Source organism: Sphingobium sp. OAS761 (assembly GCF_024168485.1).
Lineage (GTDB): Bacteria > Pseudomonadota > Alphaproteobacteria > Sphingomonadales > Sphingomonadaceae > Sphingobium.
The window spans coordinates 94,424-113,175 of sequence record NZ_JALJVY010000009.1 but is presented as its reverse complement, the minus strand read 5'-3'; the positions used below and the strand labels follow the sequence as shown (position 1 = coordinate 113,175).

Sequence of the window (18,752 nt, the reverse complement as noted above, 5' to 3'; positions counted from 1 at the left end):
GCGCCGCGACACACGGGCGCATGAAGGTCGCACCAGACGCTCCCATCCTCTTCTTCGATTCCGGCGTCGGCGGACTTTCCATCCTTGCTCCGGCGCGCGCCGCATTGCCCACGGCGCCCATCGTCTACGCGGCCGACAGCGCGGGCTTTCCCTACGGCACAAAGAGCGAGGCGGAGATCGCCGCCCGCGTGCCGGCCCTGCTTGGCCGGCTCGTCGAACGCTATCGCCCGCGCCTTGCCGTCATCGCGTGCAACACCGCGTCGACCATCGCGCTTCAGCATGTGCGCGCAGCGCTGGACATTCCCGTGGTGGGTACCGTCCCGGCGATCAAGCCCGCCGCCCTGCTGTCGAAAAACCGGGTATTCGGCGTGCTGGGCACCGATGCGACAGTGCGCCAGCCCTATGTCGACCGGCTTGCGGCCGAGCATGGCGCCGATTGCACCGTGCTGCGCCACGGATCGGCGGCGCTGGTGCAACTGGCGGAGGCGAAGCTGCGCGGCGAAACGCTGGACCCGACCGTCGCGCGCAATGCGCTTGCGGGCCTGTTCGACCAGCCGGGTGGGGACCGGATGGACATGGTCGTGCTGGCCTGCACCCATTTCCCGCTGGTGGAGGCCGAATTGACGGAGGCGGCGCGACAGCCGATCCGTTTCGTCCATGGCGGCGACGGGATCGCGCGGCGCATCGCCTATCTGACCCGCGACCAGCCCTGGCCCGCCGTGCCCGGGCCGGGGATCGCCATATTTACCCGCCTGGACGAAGGGGTCGAAGCCCTGCGCCCCGCACTGGCCGGCTATGGCCTCACACGCCTGGAAACGCTTTGATCCGGGGTGGGCCATTTGTCCAATGGCCCAATTCCGCTATCAGGGTGATAGGGATTTCTGCGTATCGTTGCGAGCGGTTAGCGCTGGTAATGATCGCGCCGCTTGGCTAAATGCGGCGGCACATGCAGGGGATGGCGCGGCATAAAGAGAAAAACGCGCGAATGAACGGGAAGACAGGCGTAGTGAATTACAAGCACATCTTTTCGCAAGCGATCGACCGGCTCCACAGTGAGGGCCGCTATCGCGTGTTCATCGACATCCTGCGCAACAAGGGGGCCTTCCCCAACGCCCGCTGTTTCCACGGCCATAACGGTCCCAAGCCGATCACCGTCTGGTGTTCCAACGATTATCTCGCCATGGGGCAGCATCCCAAGGTGGTTGCCGCCATGGAGGAAGCGCTGCATGACGTCGGTGCCGGATCGGGCGGCACGCGCAATATCGGCGGCAACACCCATTATCATGTCGATCTGGAAGCCGAACTGGCCGACCTGCACGGCAAGGAAGCGGCCCTGCTCTTTACCTCGGGCTATGTCTCGAACGAAGCCACACTCTCGACGCTGGCGAAGCTGTTGCCCGGCTGCATCGTCTTTTCCGACGAACTGAACCATGCGTCGATGATCGCGGGCATCCGCAATTCGGGCTGCGAAAAGCGAGTATTCCGGCATAACGACGTCGACCATCTGCGCGAACTGCTCGCGGCCGAAGATCCCGACGCGCCCAAGTTGATCGCCTTCGAAAGCGTCTATTCGATGGATGGCGACGTCGCGCCCATCGCCGCGATCTGCGATCTGGCCGAGGAATATAACGCGCTTACCTATCTGGACGAAGTGCATGCGGTCGGCATGTACGGCCCGCGCGGCGGCGGCATTTCGGAACGCGACGAGGTCGCGGATCGCGTGACGATCATCGAAGGTACGCTGGGCAAGGCGTTCGGCGTGATGGGAGGATATATCGCGGCCGACCAGATGATCGTCGACGTGATCCGCAGCTATGCCCCCGGCTTCATCTTCACCACGTCGCTTTCGCCGGTGCTGGTCGCCGGCGTGCTGGCGAGCGTGCGCCACCTCAAGGGCTCCAGCGAAGAGCGCGAGGGGCAACAGGCATCGGCCGCGCTGCTGAAGCAGTTGATGCGCGACGCCGGCCTGCCCGTGATGGACTCGGTCACCCACATCGTTCCGCTCATGGTGGGCGATCCGGTCAAGGCCAAGCGGATCAGCGACATCCTGCTCGCAGAATATGGCGCCTATGTGCAGCCGATCAATTACCCCACCGTTCCGCGCGGCACGGAGCGCCTGCGCTTTACCCCCGGCCCGGCGCATGACGAGGCGATGATGCGCGATCTGGTGGGGGCTCTGACAGAAATCTGGGACCGGCTGGATCTGGAAAAGGCGGAGCGGCGGGCGGCTTAGATGCGGCTCAAGGCCTTGGCGGTCGTGTCTTTTTCGTGGCCACCTGCTTCATCGCAGGGGAAGAAATGATTAGGGTTCGCAGTTCTAGGACGATTGGCATTATATCTGCCATGATAGCGTCATTCGCCATGATGACGTCGGCGCCGGCAATGGCGGCTCCAAATGGCATCACCTACGACTGCGATACTGCCGCCGACCATTTCTCTGAACTGGTGCTGCCAGCACCTAAAGGTCCCTTCATTGTGCGTGGTCAGGTGAAGGTGAATGCCATAGCGGCATCTGAGGAATATGTACCACTTACACGTCTGGCGATTGTGGAAGCGGCTGAAAAGTCAGGCGCGAGCAGCCAAAACCAGGCGGGCTTCAGCCTATCGGCCCTGCCTGCTGGAAAATTGGGCGCGAAGACAAAGGACAAGAACGCAGTCCTTCATTTTGCGAACTGGGATGAACGCAAAGGCGGCAGGGAGGTTTCGCATGATCCCTTCCCCCTAGCAGACACGCAAGATGGACGGCCTTTCAGCCTGGCCTATGACGGCAAATCCGTGGTGGCGCAATTTGCTGGCCAGCAGCAGACGATAGCTTTGGATGTCGATGTGCCGGTTGTTCGTCTCATCTGCTCTACCGGCGAATTTTTGTACACAAACCTGACGATCGACGCCCAGTAACACCACGTCAGCAAGCATTTTATGCCTCAGCCCGGATCAACCCGCCGCGCACCGCATAGCCGCGATAGAGCGCCCGGCTCTGTGCCACGCCGCCGACATCCTGCGCCAGCCGCTCGACCGCCGCGCGCAGGCCCGCGCGCGGGGCCACATGAAACGCCCCCAGCCATCCGAACAGCGCCCGCTTCCAAAGCGCCGGCAACCGCTCCTGCTGTCCGAAGTCGACAATCTCCAGCCTGCCGCCCGGCGCCACGCAACGCGCCGCCTGCCGCAGGGCCGCTTCCCAGTCCGGGATCATCGACAGCGCATAGCTGATGAACACCCGGTCGAACGTCGCGCGCCCGAACAGGGCCCGCGCGTCGAACCCGCACGCATCGCCCTGCGCCAGCGTGATGCGGTCGCCCATGCCCGCCTTCACCACCGAGGCGCGCGCCGTTGCCAGCATAGCCTCGCTGATGTCGACGCCATGGAGCGTGGCTGCCGGCCATGCCTTGCCCACCGCGATCAGGTTGCGCCCAGTGCCGCAGCCAATCTCCAGCACCGTTCCGCCGGTCGGCGGATCGAGGTCGGCGATCAGCCCGTCGCGCCCCAGCAGATAATATTTGCGCGTCGCGTCGTAGATATGCCGTTGCCAGCGGTAGACGCCGTCCATCAGGCTCCGATGGTCCACGCGGCTCAATCCTTCAGCACATAGAGGTGCACGCCGCCATAAATGGCCGACCGGTCGCGCGCCGTGTAATCCAGCGACGCTTCTGCCTGATAGGTCCAGCGATCCAGGATCGCGCCGCGCACCCGGCCGGGCAGGATGCTGGGTTGTCCGGCCGTCCTGAACAGGACGCGTGCGCCGGGACGGGCGGTTCGCGTGATCTGCGCCCACAGCGCGTTCAACTGATCGTCGTCCATCCAGTCCTGCGCATCGAGCAGGACATAGCGGTCGCACGACGCGGCCGGCTGCCCCGCCAGGAAGTCCGTGAAGTTGATGTGCCGCACATCCACGCGGTCCGCCCGCTCGACCACTGCGGCATGATTGGCCGCCTGCAAATAGGGGGGCAACGGCGCCCCGGCTTCCGGACTATCGGCCACATAGCCCCGTCCAAACGCCTGCATCGCGAAATAATTATCTTTCAGATCAAAATCGCAGGCCAGCTTCTTGAGGCGTGCTTTCAGCACGGCATCCATCCGTTCGTCCCCGGCCAGCGCCTCGAACTGCGCGGGCGGGATTCCCAGGCCAAAGAGCGAGGCCGGTTGGCTCGTCAGCCAACGGACGAAACCCTTTTCAAAAATCGGCGCCAGTTCGCGCTCGAAAATCTCCAGTTGCTCCTCGCGCGTCCGCGCGTCGAGCATCCGCCGGGGATTGACGCCGTGCAGCCGCGCCAGCAGATGCGCCGCGCCGATGAAGCGGCCAAGCAGGCCATGCTTGTAGATGCCCCGCGCAAAGCCGCCGATCCGCCGCCGGCCGATCAGGTCGCGCCCTTCCCAATATCGCCGGGTGGCATCGTCCAGATGTGGGGCAACCAGGTCGCGATAGGCCACGACGTTCGCCCTGTCGTCGGCCTGGGCAAAGAAGCGGTGGAAGGCAGCGTGATCGGGCAAGGTCCGCGCGGCCATCAGTTTCAGCCTGTTCAGCGCGACGTGGGCGGTGTTGAGGTCAACCGCCGTTATCCCGGCCGGATCGGCAGTCAGATAGGAAAGAACATTGCACCCGCCCGACGCGATGGTGACGACATGGCTGTCCGGCGTGATCGCCAGCGCTTCCATGTCGACGGCAGGGTCTTCCCATATCTGGGCGTAGACCAGGCCGCGAAAGGCGAAGGTGAAGGCGCGTTCCAGCAGCCCCTGCCTGGACAGGTGGCGGTGCCGGTGCACGGCCTTGGCGATGTTCCGATGGGCTGACACGGCCATGTGCGCTACTCCCCGCTGCGCGTTCGATCCGCGCGCAGTAGGGCAACGGCGTGTCATGTGCATGACGATGGCATTACGCCGCGATGACTCCCCTTCGGACACACACTCTTGCGGAACCCACGGCACGCATCCCATCTTTTGTTGCCATGGCCCACTGGATCGAACCGCACCCTACCGGCATCTACGTCCGCCCCGCCGACGCGTGGATCGACCCTTCCGTGCCGGTCGACCGCGCGCTCGTGACCCACGGTCATGCCGACCATGCGCGCGGCGGCCATGGCCATGTCTGGGCAACACGGGAAACGCTGGCGATCATGGCCCTGCGCTATGGCACGGCAAGCGGATCGCCGGTCGACTATGGCGAAACGTTGCGCATGGGCGGCGTTGCCATCCAATATGTCCCTGCCGGTCATGTGCTGGGATCGGCGCAGATCATCCTTGAACATGCCGGTGAGCGCGTGGTGGTAACGGGCGACTACAAGCGCCGCCCCGACCCGACCTGCAAGCCGTTCGAACCGGTGCCGTGCGACATATTCGTGACCGAGGCGACCTTCGGCCTGCCCGTGTTCCGCCACCCGGACACCGGCAGCGAAATGGATCGGCTGCTTACCGCGCTCCACGCCCAACCGGACCGATGCGTGCTGGTCGGCGCCTATGCGCTGGGAAAGGCGCAGCGGGTCATCTGCGAACTCAGGGCACGGGGCCATCATGACGCCATCTACATCCACGGCGCGCTGGAACGAATGTGCGCGCTCTATGCCGAATTCGGCGTCGACCTGGGCGCGCTTCGTCCCGTCGCCGGCGTCCCCGCCAAGGAGATGCGGGGCCATATCATCCTGGCGCCGCCGTCAGCGCTCAACGACCGCTGGAGCCGCCGCCTGCCCAATCCCGTCACCGCCATGGCGTCGGGCTGGATGCGTGTGCGGCAGCGGGCGCGGCAGAAAAATGTCGAGCTGCCTCTGGTCATTTCCGACCATGCGGACTGGGATGAGCTGACCGACACCATCCGCGAAGTCGCGCCGACCGAAACCTGGATCACACACGGGCGGGAAGAGGCCCTTCTCCACTGGTGCATGACACATCAGATACGGGCGCGCGCGCTGGCAATGGTCGGCCGCGAAGACGAGGATGAGGGGTGATGCGCGCATTCTCGCAACTCCTCGACGGCCTGGTCTACACCCGCGCGCGCAACGGCAAGCTGAACCTGATCTCCGCCTATCTGCGCGAAGCGCCTGATCCCGATCGAGGATGGGCGCTCGCTGCGCTCACCGGCAATCTCGACCTGAAGGCCGTGAAGTCCTCCGCCATCGGGGAAATGATCCGGGCCCGCACCGATCCGGTTCTCTATGAAATGAGCCGGGATTATGTCGGAGACCTCGCCGAAACCGTTGCCCTGCTTTGGCCACGGCGCGACGACCGGCCCGCCGAACAGGACGACGGCTCCCTCAGCCTCTCTGCCGTCATCGACCGCCTCCGCAGCGTCAGCCGCGCTGATGCGCCGGACGCGCTCGCGCAGATGATGGACCATCTCGACTCATCCGGCCGCTTCGCCCTCTTGAAACTTGCCACAGGCGGCTTGCGCGTCGGCATCTCGGCCCGCCTAGCCAAGACCGGCTTCGCCCAGGCCTTCGGCCTCGACGTCGATGATGTGGAGCAGGTCTGGCACGCGCTTGCCCCGCCCTATGCCGCCTTGTTCGACTGGGCAGAAGGCCACAGCGCCCGGCCCGATCCCGAAGGCACGCCCTATTTCCGTCCCTTCATGCTTGCCCATCCGTTCGAAGCCGACAGCGTTGATCTCAGCGACTATGCCGCCGAATGGAAATGGGACGGCATCCGCATCCAGATTGTCGGCACAGGCGCCGAAACCCGGCTTTACAGTCGCGCCGGCGACGATATCTCCGGCAGCTTTCCCGAAATCGCGCAAGCCTTCTCCGGCCATGCCGTCCTCGACGGCGAACTGCTGGTGAAAGGTGAGTTTCAGGGCGGCGAAGCCGCGAGCTTCAACGCGCTCCAGCAACGCCTCGGCCGCAAGGCCGTCACCACCAAGATGATGGAGGACTTCCCCGCCTTCGTCCGCCTCTACGACCTGCTGATCGAGGGCGAGGACGACCTGCGCGCTCTGCCATGGACCGACCGCCGCGCCCGCCTCGAAGCCTTCGCGCCGACCCTGGACCCCGACCGCTTCGACCTCTCGCAACTGATCGACGCGCCCGATTTTTCGACCCTCGCCGACATTCGCGCCGGCGCCCGCGACGCGGCGATCGAGGGAGTGATGCTCAAACGTCGCGACAGCCCCTATGTCGCCGGGCGCAAGGCGGCACTCTGGTACAAGTGGAAGCGCGATCCGCTGACCGCCGATTGCGTCATGATGTATGCGCAGCGCGGCCACGGGAAACGTTCCTCCTTCTATTCCGACTTCACGTTCGGCTGCTGGACCGAGGACGGCGATCTGTTGCCGGTGGGCAAGGCTTATAGCGGCTTCACTGACGAGGAACTGAAATGGCTGGACCGCTTCGTGCGGCAGAACACGGTCAATCGTTTCGGCCCGGTGCGGGAGGTGGAAAAAACGCTGGTGCTGGAAGTCGCCTTCGACTCCATCCACGACAGCAAGCGCCACAAGTCGGGTCTTGCCATGCGCTTCCCGAGGATCGCACGCATCCGCAAGGACAAGCCAGCGCATGAGGCTGATACGGTCATCGGATTGAAGAAACTGGTGAGTTGACGCATAACGGATCAAAAGGAGAACGTTCATGCCCTATACCGGAAGCTGCCACTGCGGCGCCGTCACCTTCAGCGTCGATGCCGACACGCCTGCCGAAGCCATGACCTGCAACTGTTCGCATTGCAGCCGCAAGGGCTTCGTCCTCACATTCGTGCCGGCCGACCGGTTCACGCTCGATAGCGGCGCGGACCAGCTCACCGACTATCAGTTCTACAAGCACAAGATCACGCACCAATTCTGCAAGACCTGCGGCACCCAGGCCTTTGCGCTGGGCGATTCGCCCGACGGTGCCATGCGCGCCATCAACCTGCGCTGCGTGCCGGATGTCGATATCGATGCGCTCAACATCCAGAAGGTCGACGGCGCGAGCTTCTGAACGAAAAACGGCCGGCCCGCGTGCATTCGGGCCGGCCGTCTCTCATGCCATCGCGTCGGTCAGGGCATCAGCACCGTGTCGATGACATGGATCACGCCGTTGGACTGGTTGACGTCGGCGATCGTCACCTTCGCCTTTCCACCCTTGGCGTCCTGCAACCAGACGTTGGGACCCTGCACCCAGGCGGTCAGCGGCTCGCCCTGAACCGTGGTCAGGGTCGCCTTGCCACCATTGGCCTTGGCCTGCGCGATCAGGTCGGCTGCGGAAAGCTTGCCCGCCACCACATGATAGGTCAGCACGCTCGTCAGCTGCGCCTTGTTCTCGGGCTTCAGCAGCGTGTCGACAGTGCCCGCGGGCAGCTTCTGGAAGGCCTGGTTGGTCGGCGCGAAAACGGTGAACGGCCCCGGCCCCTTGAGCGTTTCGACCAGTCCGGCCGCCTTCACCGCTGCGACCAGGGTCGTGTGATCCTTCGAATTGACCGCATTGTCGATGATGTCCTTGGTCGGATACATCGCCGCGCCGCCGACCATCGGGTTCTTGCCCTCATGATGGTTGGCGACCGCCGCGCCACCGACGCTCAAGAGCGCGCCCGCAACCGCGAGCGACAGAGAAGAGATTTTCATGTGCCAGGTCCTTCCTCGTCCGTGCCCCCGCATTTGCCGGGGATGCCGTCCCTACGTTTGAAGAAGCCATAGGCTGCGTCACTGCCCTAAAAGACAGGGGGTAAGGGTGTCGGTGCGCAACTGACTTTGCGCTGTCACGTCGCGTCCCTATATGGGCGCTTTCGCGCGGGTCGGCGCGGGCAGACAAATGGAGAAAAGATTGAGCAAGGTTCTGGTCATCGGCGCGGGCGGCGTCGGCTCTGTCGCGGTTCACAAGATGGCGATGAACAGCGACATCTTCAGCCACATCACCTTGGCCAGCCGCCGGATCGTCTCTTGCGAGAAGGTCGCCGAATCGGTGAAGGCGCGGACCGGCGTCACCATCGACGTCGCCCAGGTCGATGCCGACAATGTCGAGGAAACGATCGCACTCATCGAGAAGGTGCAGCCCAAGCTCGTCGTGAACCTGGCCCTGCCCTATCAGGATCTTGCGATCATGGACGCCTGCCTTGCGACCAAAACCGATTATCTCGACACCGCCAACTATGAGCCGCGCGACACCGCCAAGTTCGAATATAGCTGGCAGTGGGCCTATCAGGAGCGTTTCAAGGAAGCCGGCATCATGGCGCTGCTCGGCTCCGGCTTCGATCCCGGCGTCACCAGCGTGTTCGCCAGCTACATCAAGAAGCATCTGCTCGACCGGATCGACACGCTCGACATTCTCGATTGCAACGGCGGCGACCATGGCCAGCATTTCGCCACCAACTTCAACCCGGAAATCAACATCCGCGAAGTGACCGCGCCTTCACGCCACTGGGCGGATGGGCAATGGGTCGAAGGGCCGGCGCTCAGCCACAAGCAGGCGTTCGATTTCGACCAGGTGGGCGAAAAGAACATGTACCTCATGTATCATGAGGAACTGGAATCGCTCGCAAAATTCTATCCTGAAATCAATCGCATCCGCTTCTGGATGACCTTCGGTGACGCCTACCTCAAGCATCTGGAGGTGCTCCAGAATGTCGGCATGACCCGCATTGACCCGGTCATCTACAATGGTCAGGAGATCATTCCGCTCCAGTTCCTGAAAGCCGTGCTGCCCGAACCGTCGAGCCTGGGTTCGACCACCAAGGGCAAGACCAATATCGGCGACATCGCCACCGGCGAAAAGGACGGCAAGCAGAAAACCGTCTATGTCTACCAGGTCTGCGACCATGAGGACGCCTATGCCGAAACCGGCAACCAGGCGGTCAGCTACACTACCGGTGTCCCCGCGATGATCGGCGCGGCGATGATGCTGACGGGCGCGTGGAAGGGGGACGGCGTGTTCAACATCGAACAGTTCGATCCCGATCCCTTCATGGACATGCTGAACAAGCACGGCCTGCCCTGGCAGGTAAAGGAACTGGATAAGCCGCTGGATTTCTGACGATTGTAATCGTCACCCCAGCGCAGGCTGGGGTCTCGTGCCATCACGCCGTGTCTTGTCGCCTGAGATGCCAGCTTCCGCCGGCATGACGGAGAATTATCAATGGAAACAAAAGCCGGCGATCCCGCCGCATTCGCCCGTTTCGACCTCTATCGCGTGCCCTCGCCCGCCTTCGTGGTCGATGAGGCGGCAGTGCGGCGCAACCTTGCCGTGCTGCGCGACATCGGCGATCGCGCGGGCATCAGGGTGCTGGGCGCGCTCAAGGCCTTTTCCATGTGGTCGCTGGGCGGCGTGATCGGCGAATATCTCGATGGCGTCTGCGCGTCGGGCATCTATGAGGCGCGTCTTGGCCGCGAGGAATATAGGGGCGAAGTGGCGACCTATTGCGCCGCCTACAAGCCCGACGACCTGGCCGAAATCCTCCGGATTTCAGACCATGTGATTTTCAACAGCCCCGGTCAGATCGCGCGGATGAAGCCCGTGATCGAAGCAGCGCGCAGTGACGGTGTGAACTTCGACATCGGCCTGCGCCTCAATCCGCTTCATCCCGAAGGCGAAGTGCCCAAATATGATCCGTCCCAACCGCATAGCCGCCTTGGCTTCCCGGTCGATCAGCTTCGCCCGGAACATCTGGATGGTGTGTCCGGCCTGCACGTCCACAATCTGTGCGAACAGGATCTGGGGCCGCTCGAGCGGACATGGGCGGCGATCGAGCCGTTCGTCATGCCGCACGTCAGCACGCTCAAATGGCTCAATTTCGGCGGCGGCCACCATGTCACCCGAGCCGATTACCAGATCGACGACCTCGTGGCCTTTCTCCGGAAGGTCAAGGGGCAGACCGGCCTCGAACTCTATATCGAACCGGGCGAGGCGATGGCGCTCGACGCGGGCATATTGATCGGCGAAATCCTCGACGTGATCGACAATGGCATGCAAGTCGCCATCACCGACATCAGCGCCACCTGCCACATGCCCGACGTGATCGAGGCGCCTTATCGCCCGGCAATGCTGCACGAGCCGGTCGACGGCCCCGTGACGAGACTCGGCGGCCCCTCCTGCCTCGCCGGCGACATCATCGGCGACTATCGCGTGCCCGGCGGAGCCGAGCCGGGCGCGCGTATCGCCTTCCTCGACCAGGCCCATTATTCGATGGTGAAGACCAACACTTTCAACGGCGTGCCGCTGCCGGCCATCTGGCTGTGGAACAGTGACACCGACGAACTGAAGGAAATCCGCACCTTTTCCTACCAGGATTTCAAGGCCCGTCTCTCTTAACGCACGTTTCGTAGCCGACTGCGCAACAAAATTTACATGTGCGCTTTACAGGGGGGACCCCTCCGCATATATCGACCGTCCGCTGCCCCATGGGACTTCCACCGCAAGGCAGCTTGATTGCCAACGACTACACTGGAGGTCCCTTGAGTTGCACAAGCATCATAGCGCGCTGGGGGTAGCTACCGCCCTCAAACCGGCAGCACCGGTAACGCTGATACGTCCGCAGGCCGCGGCCCGCGCCGCCCGATTCTTCGTCGATAAGTTTCCGGGCCGCTCGCTCTATGCGGTGAAGGCGAATCCTTCTGCCGACCTTATCCGTACGCTGTTCGCGTCGGGAATCACGCATTTCGACGTGGCCTCCATCGCCGAAGTGCGTCTGGTGGCAGAAACGCTCGCGGGCGAAGACCAGGCCAAGCTGTGCTTCATGCACCCGGTCAAGGCCGAGGAAGCGATCGCCGAAGCCTATCATGCCCATGGCGTGCGCACCTTCTCGCTCGACACGATGGACGAGCTGGAAAAGATCATGCGCGCCACCGGCGATGCGGCCGATCTGGAGCTGTGCGTGCGTCTGCGCGTGTCTTCCGAACATTCGGAACTCAGCCTCGCGTCGAAATTCGGCGCGGAACTGGGGGAAACCCGTGAATTGCTGATGGCTACCCGCCAGGCGGCCGATGCGCTGGGCATCTGCTTCCATGTCGGCAGCCAGGCCATGTCGCCCCAAGCCTATAGCGATGCCATCGAACGCGTGCGCGCCGCGATCGTCGATGCCGCGGTAACGGTCGACATTATCGATGTCGGTGGCGGTTTTCCGTCCATCTATCCCGGCATGGAGCCGGTCGCACTCGAACATTATTTCGACGCGATCCATCGTGGCTTCGAAAGCCTGCCGGTCAGCTATTCGTCGGAACTGTGGTGCGAACCCGGCCGTGCGCTTTCTGCGGAATATAGCTCGATCATCGTGCGGGTGGAGCGTCGTCGCGGCACGGAACTCTACATCAATGACGGCGCTTACGGTGCGCTGTTCGATGCGGCGCATATCGGCTGGCGGTTCCCCGTCACCCTGCTGCGCGACGATGAGAGCGAATCGGAGCTTGAAGGTTTCTCCTTCTACGGTCCGACCTGCGACGACATGGACCATATGGTCGGCCCCTTCATGCTGCCCGGCGACGTGCGGGCGGGCGATTATATAGAAGTCGGGATGCTGGGTGCCTATGGCGCGGCAATGCGGACCGGTTTCAACGGCTTCACATCCGAATCAACGATCGAGGTGGAGGATGAACCGATGGCCAGCCTCTATGGCGAAGCTGCCCCGGAACGCCGCCGCGCGAACGTGATCAAGCTGGGCAAATAATCACGCCCAAGCGCCCCTTGGGGAGAGGGTGCCTGTCCCCCGACGCCACCGCGTCGGGGGACGAATTTTATCGGTGGAAAATGCCAGCCAGTTCCACATGCGTGGACCAGCGGAACTGGCCTACCGGTTTGACGCTGGCCAGGCGATAGCCTGCTGCAGCCAGATGCGCGGCATCGCGCGCGAAGCTCGATGGATTGCAAGACACATAGGCAATCACCGGCACGCTGGAATTTGCCAATTGCAGCACCTGTTCCCTGGCGCCCGCGCGTGGCGGGTCTAATATGATGCCGGCGAAACGGTTCAGTTCCTCCGGCATCAATGGCCGCCGGAACAGGTCGCGATGATCGGCCGCCACCCGCCGCTGCGCGCGTGCCGCACCCTGCTTCAGAGACAGAATGACATCGCGTGCGCCCTCGGCGGCGTAAACGGGCCGCCCCTCGCCGATTGCGAGTGCGAAGGTCCCCAGCCCGCAGAACAGATCGGCGACGGGTCCGGTGGGCGGCAGGGCGTCGCGTACGCTTTCTACCAGCGCTTGCTCCCCATCGGGCGTCGCCTGAAGGAAAGAGAAGGGCGGAAAGGGAACGGCCACGCCGCCGAAGCTTACGGTAACCGGTTCAGGCTCCCACCGCGTCTGCGGCCCGTCGCCTTCGTCGATGGTAAGGCGCGCCAATTCGTGCACCCGCGCGAAATCGCCCAGTCGTTCGTCCGCTGCGAGCCCCGCGCACCGGACTCCTTCGAGCAGAAGGTCGACGCCCTGGTCCACGACCGACATGCGCACATGCGCGGCACGCTTGTCCGGCAGGATTTCACCCAGCAGCGTCCGGAGCGGTTTCAGCAGGGCGAACAACCGGGCATCGAGCACGGCGCACATGTTCAGGTCGATCAGCGCGTGGCTTCCCTCCTGCGCAAATCCGATGACGATGCGCTTGCCGTTGCGCGCAGCCCGCAAAGATGCGCGACGCCGTGTCATCGGCGGCGACAGATGCGGCGGCAACAGGCTTTCCGGCGCAATGCCCTGCCCGGCCAGAGCGCCCGCGACGCGTTCGGTCACGAAATCCGCAAGGCTTGCTTCATCGAGATGCTGGAGCTGGCAGCCGCCACAGGCTGGGAAATGCGTGCATGCCGGGACGGCACGATGTGGACCCGCCACTAACGTCCCGTCAGGCCCGATCCGGTCGCCCGGCGCAGCCAGCGCGATGTGGCGGCCATCGCCGGTCAGCCCGTCCCCCCTGGCGGCCACGCGAATGATGATGTCGGTGTCGGTCATGATCGAGACGCGATAACCGCGCGCAGCGCATCGGGCAAATCGTCCGCGATCAATCCCGGTCCGGCCCTTCTTGCCGCCTCTCCGTGCAGCCAGACCCCTTCGCACGCCGCGCGGAACCGGTCACCGGTGACAGCCATTCGCGCAGCGATGATGCCGGCGAGCACATCTCCCGTGCCCGCGGTCGAAAGCCAGTGGGACGCGCCGGCGGAGACGGTGACGCGCCCATCGGGCGCGGCGATCACGCTATCTGGCCCCTTGTAGACGATGACGGCGCCGCTGCGCCGCGCCGCCGCCAATGCCCGGTCCAGCTTGCTGCCCGGCAAATCGCCGAACAGGCGGCGGAATTCGCCTTCATGCGGTGTCAGAATGGCTCTGGCAGGAAAATCACCCGTGCCGGCCAGCAATGAAAGCGCGTCTGCGTCGAGCACCAGCGGATGCCCGGCGCGGATCGCACCCGACAAGCGGTCTTTCCCCGCCTGCGCCAGACCCAGGCCCGGGCCGGCCAGCACGACGGCAATGCGCGGATCGCCAAGATCTTGATCCTGCTGACGGACCACTGCGTGGGGCAGGACCTCCCTGCCTGTTCCGCCGACCAGACGCACCATGCCGGCGCCCGAGCGTGCCGCCGCGGTCGCGGCCAGCGCAGCCGCCCCGTCCATTTCGCCCCCCAGGACGGCAACCAAACCCCTGCTATATTTATGGGCGTTCGCTACCGGAGCATTCAGGCGCGGGGAAGGCAGGCGCCGGACCTCGCTATCGACCGGAACGCCGATATCGGCCAGCACGGGTCGGACGATCCATGCCGCGGCGGGGTGAAGAAAATGGGCAGGCTTCCATGCCCCCAGCGCGATGCACGTTCCGAACACCGGTATCGCCGACAACAGCGCCCCCGTATCGGTATCGACGCCGCTGGGCAGGTCGATTGCATGGCTAAGGGCAGCACCTTGGGCCAATGCGCACAGGCGATGGCTCAGCTCGTCGGACAGTCCGCGGGTCAGCCCCGTACCGAATAATGCATCGACCAGTTGCGAACCGGGCGCGGCCATCATGATGTCCTCGACCGGTCCATCCCACGCGTTCCGGGCACGCGCGCCGGAGGGCGTGCGGCTCTCGCCGAGCGCCGCGACCCGCACGGGGACGCCACGATCCCGAAGCCGTCGCGCAACGACGAAGCCATCGCCGCCGTTGTTGCCCGGGCCGCACAGAACCAGCGCATCGCGTCGGTGGCCCGCCCGCCAGATGATCTCCGTCGCGGCCTCGCCTGCCCGCTCCATCACGTCATATTCGGCGGCGCCGGACGCAAAGACCGCCTGTTCAGCAGCCCGCATCTGCGCTGCGGTCACGATCGGTTCACCGCCGTTCAATGAACCTCGCCCGCGATGACAGCCGGCAACCGGTAGCGATCGCCGCCGATCCTGACCTCAATCTTTCCCTGATCGACGATCTGAAGCTGCGCAACCTCTGCGCCGTCAATCGCTTCAAGCCCGCGGCCGTTGTCCAGAACGCGGAAACGACGGAACCCTCCATCAGGGTGACGAATGATCAACATGCGTCCGTCGCGCTCTAGAGCACAGTCATGCGCCCAGGGGGCATCGGCACCGATCGCGCAGTCGGCAAGTCGCTCGTCCTGGGCTGTTCCGCCCGCTCCACCAGCGGGAGGCTGGCGGGCGTCACAAGCACCCAGAGCGAACACCATTATCGCTACAGCGATTGCGGTCCGTCTCATGTCAGTTGCCTCCGACATTCCTTCACGACCGGCGCAAGCAGGTCGGCGAAGCGCCGCTGTCCGGCAGCGTCTGCCACCAGATCCTGCCGCATCTCGACTCCCAGATAAGGGATGCCTCCGGCCTCGGCGTGTCGGTTCATGGTGGCGTTCAGCAACCGTCCGGAATAGGGTTGCTGGTCGCCGACCTTCAATCCTGCGGATCGCAGCATGGGAATAGCAATCCGCGCGGCGCGTTCGTCTTCATTGTACAGGACGCCTATGTCCCACGGTCGCAGCTGGTCGGGGTCGCTTTGCAGCTGCGGGGTAAAGCTGTGGAGCGACAGGATGAACGGGTTTGTCATCGCCGCCAGCAACGCCCCGAGGCGCTGATGATAGGGATGATAGAATCGGCGCATCCTGTCCTGAAGGTCAGCGGTGCGGTTCCCGGAAATGATATGCCCGTCGCTGGACAACGGCAGCAAACCCGGCGCATCCGGTTCGCGATTGAGGTCGATCACCAGCCGCGATACGCCCCCAAGAATGGCTGGCCAGCCATGATCGGATGAAAGGAGACGGGCGACGGGTGCCACACCGATGTCGACAGCGACATGCTGTTTCAGCAGGTCGGCGTCGATGCCCAGGTCGACATCGGCGGGCACATGGGACGATGCATGATCCGCGACGATCAGCAGATCCGCGCCCCGCCCCTCCAGATATATCGCCGCCTCGCTCATCCCGCACGTATCTTTGTTTTCATCGTCCACCAGTCGGGGTGTTCCCCGCCGACGGTCATGGCAGCCTGAGTTAGCGCCGTCTCGGTCTCGAAAAGCGCAAAACAGGTCGCACCCGATCCCGACATGCGCGCCAAGATAAGCCCGCCAAGCGCTCGCAGCGCGGCCAGTATGTCGGCAATTGCCGGCGCGATCGCAATGGCCGGCGCCTCCAAATCGTTGCGCCCATGCTCCACCAACGCCTGAAGACTCCCGGTATCGAGCGCGCCGCCATCCTGTCCGTTCCAGCGCGCAAACACATGCCCCGTGGGGACAGATACGCCGGGATTGACGAGCAGCATCGGCATGCCGTCCAGCCCGGCGACCGTTTGCCGGGCCAGATGTTCGCCCCGCCCCCGCACCATCTGCGTGGTGCTGGCGATACAGGCGGGTATGTCGGACCCCAGCGGCAAGCCCAGGTCCGCGAGTTCCCTGTCATCGATCCTTACGTCCCAAAGCCGCGCGAGCAGTCGCAGCGTCGCTGCCGCATCGGCAGACCCGCCGCCTATCCCCGAAGCGACGGGCACCATCTTGGTCAGGCGAATGACCGCCCCCCGTTGCTCGCCCAGATAGGACTGGAGCGCCCGCGCCGCCCGCACGACCAGATTGTCCGGTCCTGAGGACAACGCATCGCCGAACGGGCCATCGATGATCAGGTCTATGGCGCCATCGTCGGAGATGTCGGCGTGCAACAGGTCGCCGTCCTCAGCAAATACGAACAGGCTTTCCAGTGCATGATAGCCATCGGAGCGACGCCCGCGGACATGCAGCGCGACATTCACCTTGGCATAGGCGGTTTCCGCCAGCGTCACCGCGTCCGCTGCCGTGTCAGGGTGCGGCATATTCAGGTTTCAGGCCTTCTATCCTTTTCGCCGCCAGCCGGTCAGCCACGTCGCCGTCGGCATAGACCGATGCCGCCCGCCATGCGTAGCGGGCCTCATAGCGCCGGCCAGCGGTCCACAGCGCATCGCCGAGATGTTCGTTGATCGTGACATCAGCCGGTGCGGCTGCGGCTGCGCGTTCCAGCACGGGCAAGGCGGCATCGACATGGCCCGTCACGAACTGGGCCCATCCAAGCGAGTCGGTGATGGACGGATCTTGCGGCTTGAGCGCACTCGCGCGCTTCAGCAGCGCCAATGCCTCGTCGATATTCTGTCGGCGTTCGATCTGTGCGTAGCCCAGATAGTTGAGAATGACTGGCTCATTGGGTGCAATGCGCGCGGCCCGCTCCAGAACGGCGCGTGCTTTGTTCCAATGTTGGCCCTGCTCAAGCGCGCTGCCCTCGAACAACAGCAATGTCCATGGCATCTTGTCATCGGCGTACCCCGCTTGCGCGGCCCGGAATGCGGCGGCGGCGCCGTCGAAGTCGTCCGCTTGCGCCAGCAGGCGGCCCAACGCGACCTGACGCGCGGCGTCGGCACCCGGCGCGGCGGCGAGCCTGCGTGCCAGGATGAGTGCGCCCTGCGTATCACCCGCGCCCGCCAGAGCATCGACCAACTCGCTCTGCGCAAGCACGCCATACCAGCCGTCTGCCGGAACCTGCCGAACCTCCGCCACGGCGGCGTCGGAATATCCTGCCGCAGTCAGAAGGCGGGCGGTGACGATGCGCGCTTCCTCGGATGCAGGATCGGCAAAAGTCGCCATGCGCGCCAGTCGCAGCCCCAGCAACACGGCGGATTGATCCGACCCCACATCCACCGCCAGCCGCGCAAACAGCCTTGCCACCCCTTGGGCTGGCGTCAGGGAGGCGCCGTTGGCGATCTTCCGCCCGCGCTCGATATCCGCGCGCGCACGGGCAAATTGCAGATCGCCGGCCGGCACGAGCATCAGGGCTTCGGCTTTCGCGCCACGCATCGCCAGTTGCGCCGCGAATGTCAGCCGCAAGGCCTGGGCGTCAGTCGAACGCTGCGCCAGCGCCCGGCGGATGGCGGGCAAGGCGGCGGTCACATCCTTGCGGGCCAACGCCTGCAATGCGACATGCTCGTCGACATAGCGCTGGACCAGCGCCGCAAATCGATCCTGCGGATCGACGACGGGGGGCGCATAACTGCCCTCACCCAGCGAAATCCAGCTTCGTACCACCGGCGCGAGAAAGGCAAAATTCGCCTCCTCCACCATCCTGTCGGCCAGCGTTCGGGCGCCCGCCCAGTCTTTGCGCGCCAACGCATCGCCAAGACGCAGCAAAGTGCCGTCTCGCGGCAGCATTCCGCCATTGTCCAGCAGCGCTGCCGATCGCAAGGCCAGCGCCTTATCTCCTGCCTCCAGCGCCTGAAAATAGGAGCGGCGCGCGATGTCCAGGCTGGCCGGATCAAACCTGAGCGCCGCCCGATAGCTCTCGACCGCGAGCGCCTGCACGCCTGAATCGTCCGCGAAGCGCGCCCGCGCATAGGCATGGAGCGCACTGTCAGGTTCGACCGACGCCGCCGCCACGGACGGCAGTGCCAGCATCAGGACGGGGATC

The 18,752-nt window shown here is 64.4% G+C and carries 18 protein-coding genes; 9 read left to right on the top strand and 9 right to left on the bottom strand.

Annotation, left to right across the window (positions count from 1 at the left end; all coding sequences use genetic code 11):
- Positions 1–20: 20 nt before the first annotated feature.
- From murI to J3E64_RS13490, 3 genes are all read left to right on the top strand, one after another.
- A complete protein-coding gene (murI, locus tag J3E64_RS13500) occupies positions 21–824 on the top strand; it encodes a glutamate racemase (RefSeq protein ID WP_253343638.1) in 804 nt (267 codons plus the stop codon).
- Between the two features lie 182 nt (positions 825–1,006).
- Entirely contained in the window at positions 1,007–2,233 is a 1,227-nt protein-coding gene (gene hemA / locus J3E64_RS13495) for a 5-aminolevulinate synthase (protein WP_367398633.1), read from the top strand.
- 128 nt (positions 2,234–2,361) lie between these two features.
- Entirely contained in the window at positions 2,362–2,898 is a 537-nt protein-coding gene (locus J3E64_RS13490) for a hypothetical protein (protein WP_253343541.1), read from the top strand.
- Positions 2,899–2,917: 19 nt separating this feature from the next.
- Here the strand turns inward: J3E64_RS13490 and J3E64_RS13485 are convergent, their stop codons facing one another.
- Positions 2,918–3,547, bottom strand: a complete 630-nt coding sequence (locus J3E64_RS13485) for a class I SAM-dependent methyltransferase (protein ID WP_253343637.1) — start codon at positions 3,545–3,547, stop codon at positions 2,918–2,920.
- Between the two features lie 23 nt (positions 3,548–3,570).
- On the bottom strand, positions 3,571–4,797 hold the full coding sequence (locus J3E64_RS13480) for a DUF3419 family protein (RefSeq protein ID WP_253343540.1): 1,227 nt from the start codon (positions 4,795–4,797) through the stop codon (positions 3,571–3,573).
- A gap of 146 nt (positions 4,798–4,943) precedes the next feature.
- On the opposite strand from J3E64_RS13480, the gene J3E64_RS13475 reads away from it, so the two are divergent.
- From J3E64_RS13475 to J3E64_RS13465, 3 genes are read left to right on the top strand one after another with little or no spacing between them, the layout of a single operon-like run.
- Entirely contained in the window at positions 4,944–5,936 is a 993-nt protein-coding gene (locus tag J3E64_RS13475) for a ligase-associated DNA damage response exonuclease (RefSeq protein WP_253343539.1), read from the top strand.
- Positions 5,936–7,519 carry a cisplatin damage response ATP-dependent DNA ligase gene (locus J3E64_RS13470; RefSeq protein ID WP_253343538.1) on the top strand — a complete coding sequence of 528 codons (1,584 nt, stop codon included), beginning with the start codon at positions 5,936–5,938 and terminating at the stop codon, positions 7,517–7,519. The genes J3E64_RS13475 and J3E64_RS13470 overlap by 1 nt, the downstream gene beginning before the upstream one ends.
- A gap of 28 nt (positions 7,520–7,547) precedes the next feature.
- Positions 7,548–7,895, top strand: a complete 348-nt coding sequence (locus J3E64_RS13465) for a GFA family protein (protein WP_253343537.1) — start codon at positions 7,548–7,550, stop codon at positions 7,893–7,895.
- Positions 7,896–7,954: 59 nt separating this feature from the next.
- Here J3E64_RS13465 and J3E64_RS13460 read toward each other — a convergent pair whose 3' ends face one another.
- On the bottom strand, positions 7,955–8,518 hold the full coding sequence (locus tag J3E64_RS13460; protein ID WP_253343536.1) for a fasciclin domain-containing protein: 564 nt from the start codon (positions 8,516–8,518) through the stop codon (positions 7,955–7,957).
- A 199-nt stretch (positions 8,519–8,717) separates the two neighbouring features.
- Between J3E64_RS13460 and J3E64_RS13455 the strand changes: the two genes are divergently transcribed.
- The 3 genes from J3E64_RS13455 to J3E64_RS13445 all read left to right on the top strand — a co-directional run bounded on the left by J3E64_RS13455 (position 8,718) and on the right by J3E64_RS13445 (position 12,549).
- Positions 8,718–9,923 (top strand): saccharopine dehydrogenase family protein, encoded by a 1,206-nt coding sequence (locus J3E64_RS13455; protein ID WP_253343535.1) that lies wholly within the window; start codon positions 8,718–8,720, stop codon positions 9,921–9,923.
- A gap of 102 nt (positions 9,924–10,025) precedes the next feature.
- Positions 10,026–11,198: a carboxynorspermidine decarboxylase gene (locus tag J3E64_RS13450; protein WP_253343534.1), complete on the top strand. Its 1,173-nt coding sequence runs from the start codon at positions 10,026–10,028 to the stop codon at positions 11,196–11,198.
- 148 nt (positions 11,199–11,346) lie between these two features.
- On the top strand, positions 11,347–12,549 hold the full coding sequence (locus J3E64_RS13445) for a type III PLP-dependent enzyme (protein ID WP_253343533.1): 1,203 nt from the start codon (positions 11,347–11,349) through the stop codon (positions 12,547–12,549).
- 67 nt (positions 12,550–12,616) lie between these two features.
- On the opposite strand, the gene J3E64_RS13440 is transcribed toward J3E64_RS13445, so the two are convergent.
- The 6 genes from J3E64_RS13440 to J3E64_RS13415 are packed head-to-tail and all read right to left on the bottom strand — an operon-like array spanning position 12,617 to position 18,739.
- Positions 12,617–13,816: a class I SAM-dependent RNA methyltransferase gene (locus J3E64_RS13440; RefSeq protein ID WP_253343532.1), complete on the bottom strand. Its 1,200-nt coding sequence runs from the start codon at positions 13,814–13,816 to the stop codon at positions 12,617–12,619.
- Positions 13,813–15,180: an NAD(P)H-hydrate dehydratase gene (locus tag J3E64_RS13435; protein WP_253343531.1), complete on the bottom strand. Its 1,368-nt coding sequence runs from the start codon at positions 15,178–15,180 to the stop codon at positions 13,813–13,815. The genes J3E64_RS13440 and J3E64_RS13435 overlap by 4 nt, the downstream gene beginning before the upstream one ends.
- Positions 15,177–15,542, bottom strand: coding sequence for a hypothetical protein (locus J3E64_RS13430; RefSeq protein WP_253343530.1), 366 nt, complete (start codon positions 15,540–15,542; stop codon positions 15,177–15,179). Before J3E64_RS13430 ends, J3E64_RS13435 begins: the two co-directional genes overlap by 4 nt.
- The gene (locus J3E64_RS13425; RefSeq protein WP_253343529.1) at positions 15,539–16,255 is read right to left on the bottom strand and encodes an N-formylglutamate amidohydrolase; all 717 of its coding nucleotides are present in this window, start codon (positions 16,253–16,255) and stop codon (positions 15,539–15,541) included. The genes J3E64_RS13430 and J3E64_RS13425 overlap by 4 nt, the downstream gene beginning before the upstream one ends.
- Positions 16,252–17,133, bottom strand: coding sequence for a 4-(cytidine 5'-diphospho)-2-C-methyl-D-erythritol kinase (locus tag J3E64_RS13420; RefSeq protein WP_253343528.1), 882 nt, complete (start codon positions 17,131–17,133; stop codon positions 16,252–16,254). Before J3E64_RS13420 ends, J3E64_RS13425 begins: the two co-directional genes overlap by 4 nt.
- Positions 17,120–18,739, bottom strand: a complete 1,620-nt coding sequence (locus J3E64_RS13415; protein ID WP_253343527.1) for a tetratricopeptide repeat protein — start codon at positions 18,737–18,739, stop codon at positions 17,120–17,122. The genes J3E64_RS13420 and J3E64_RS13415 overlap by 14 nt, the downstream gene beginning before the upstream one ends.
- Positions 18,740–18,752: the final 13 nt, after the last annotated feature.

Coding starts and splice junctions, on each gene's coding strand:
- J3E64_RS13485 (WP_253343637.1), bottom strand. CDS start 3,547: ATGGACGGCGTCTACCGCTGGCAACGGCATATCTACGACGCGACGCGC.
- J3E64_RS13460 (WP_253343536.1), bottom strand. CDS start 8,518: ATGAAAATCTCTTCTCTGTCGCTCGCGGTTGCGGGCGCGCTCTTGAGC.
- J3E64_RS13470 (WP_253343538.1), top strand. CDS start 5,936: ATGCGCGCATTCTCGCAACTCCTCGACGGCCTGGTCTACACCCGCGCG.
- J3E64_RS13475 (WP_253343539.1), top strand. CDS start 4,944: ATGGCCCACTGGATCGAACCGCACCCTACCGGCATCTACGTCCGCCCC.
- J3E64_RS13420 (WP_253343528.1), bottom strand. CDS start 17,133: ATGCCGCACCCTGACACGGCAGCGGACGCGGTGACGCTGGCGGAAACC.
- J3E64_RS13415 (WP_253343527.1), bottom strand. CDS start 18,739: ATGCTGGCACTGCCGTCCGTGGCGGCGGCGTCGGTCGAACCTGACAGT.
- J3E64_RS13430 (WP_253343530.1), bottom strand. CDS start 15,542: ATGAGACGGACCGCAATCGCTGTAGCGATAATGGTGTTCGCTCTGGGT.
- J3E64_RS13450 (WP_253343534.1), top strand. CDS start 10,026: ATGGAAACAAAAGCCGGCGATCCCGCCGCATTCGCCCGTTTCGACCTC.
- murI (WP_253343638.1), top strand. CDS start 21: ATGAAGGTCGCACCAGACGCTCCCATCCTCTTCTTCGATTCCGGCGTC.
- J3E64_RS13425 (WP_253343529.1), bottom strand. CDS start 16,255: ATGAGCGAGGCGGCGATATATCTGGAGGGGCGGGGCGCGGATCTGCTG.
- J3E64_RS13465 (WP_253343537.1), top strand. CDS start 7,548: ATGCCCTATACCGGAAGCTGCCACTGCGGCGCCGTCACCTTCAGCGTC.
- J3E64_RS13440 (WP_253343532.1), bottom strand. CDS start 13,816: ATGACCGACACCGACATCATCATTCGCGTGGCCGCCAGGGGGGACGGG.
- J3E64_RS13490 (WP_253343541.1), top strand. CDS start 2,362: ATGATGACGTCGGCGCCGGCAATGGCGGCTCCAAATGGCATCACCTAC.
- J3E64_RS13480 (WP_253343540.1), bottom strand. CDS start 4,797: ATGGCCGTGTCAGCCCATCGGAACATCGCCAAGGCCGTGCACCGGCAC.